At 32.9% G+C, this 1,157-nt stretch carries 2 protein-coding genes; both read right to left on the reverse strand.

Features of this window, described 5'->3' with window-relative positions; translation table 11 throughout:
- Window positions 1-431: sensor histidine kinase (locus F6K40_RS40385; RefSeq protein ID WP_375340640.1), on the reverse strand; the 431-nt coding region annotated here is incomplete at its 3' end.
- A 6-nt stretch (window positions 432-437) separates the two neighbouring features.
- Window positions 438-1,157: ATP-binding protein (locus F6K40_RS40390; protein WP_293146019.1), on the reverse strand; the 720-nt coding region annotated here is incomplete at its 5' end.

Below are 1,157 nucleotides of genomic sequence, written 5' to 3' on the forward strand. Positions count from 1 at the left end.
ACTTCTTCTGTCATACCCATACCATTATCAGAGATGCTAATAGTAAAAAGTGTTTTTTCTCTCACTTCTGTTTTAATTTTAATTGTGGGAATTTCCGATTCATTTGATTGAGAAAATTTCCCTTTTGCTTGTGCTTCTTCCAGAGCATCAATTGCATTTTCCAGGATCTTCATAAATACTTGGTTTAATTTACCCACATAACAATCTATCAGAGGTACATTACCATATTCCTTAATTAAACTAATCTTTTGCCCATATATAAAAAGTCGATGATTAAGTATTGGTAAAATGTTATCTATGTTCTCGTGAATATTAACTAAATACATTTCTTCATAATCAATGCGAGAAAAATAGCGTAATGACCAGACAATTTCACGAATGCGATTTGCACCTATCTTGATAGATTTTAAAAGTTTAGATAAGTCTTCCATAAGAAATTATATCTCTATTTCTTCAATTTCTTCAATTTCCTGTTGAATCTCTGCCACAGATAGATTGTAATATTTTTGATATAGTTTAATCAACTTCATTAGGTCATTGAAGTAAGTATTTACAGCGGGAATCTTGGCATATATAAAATTAATCTGGTTCTTAATTTCAGGGGCAATACCTACTATTAACTGCCCGTCCCTTGACGTTTGTTCACTTTTGATTAATTGTGTTTTAGCGAATTCTAATTTTCTTAGTGTTTCTTCTAATTCAGCCGATTTTTCTCTCTCCCTTGCTTCAGTCGATTTTTCTCTCTCTCTTGCTTCTGACTTTTGCAATGCAGAATTTAATTTTACTATTTCATCTGCTTGTTTAAGCGCAATTTTTACAATCGCATTTTGGTCTGGATCTATGCCTAATTCCCGCAAATCTGCTGCCAATTTTTCGGCTTGCCGTTCGGCTTTCTCTAGACGTGTTTCAGATTGCTCTTCGTGAATAGGAATCTCAATTACAAACTTACTTCCCTCTCGTAATTTAGAATTATAAAAAATACTACCGCCATGTTTTTCTACCACAATTTGATAACTAATTGTTAACCCAATACCAGTGCCTTTACCTACAGGTTTTGTAGTAAATAAAGGGTCAAATATTTGTTCCTGTACTTCTTCATTCATCCCCATACCATTATCAGAGATGCTAATAGTAACAAGTGTTTTTTCTCTCACTTC

Origin of the sequence: Okeania sp. SIO3I5 (genome assembly GCF_010672085.1) — a bacterium.
Classification (GTDB): Bacteria; Cyanobacteriota; Cyanobacteriia; order Cyanobacteriales; family Microcoleaceae; genus Trichodesmium.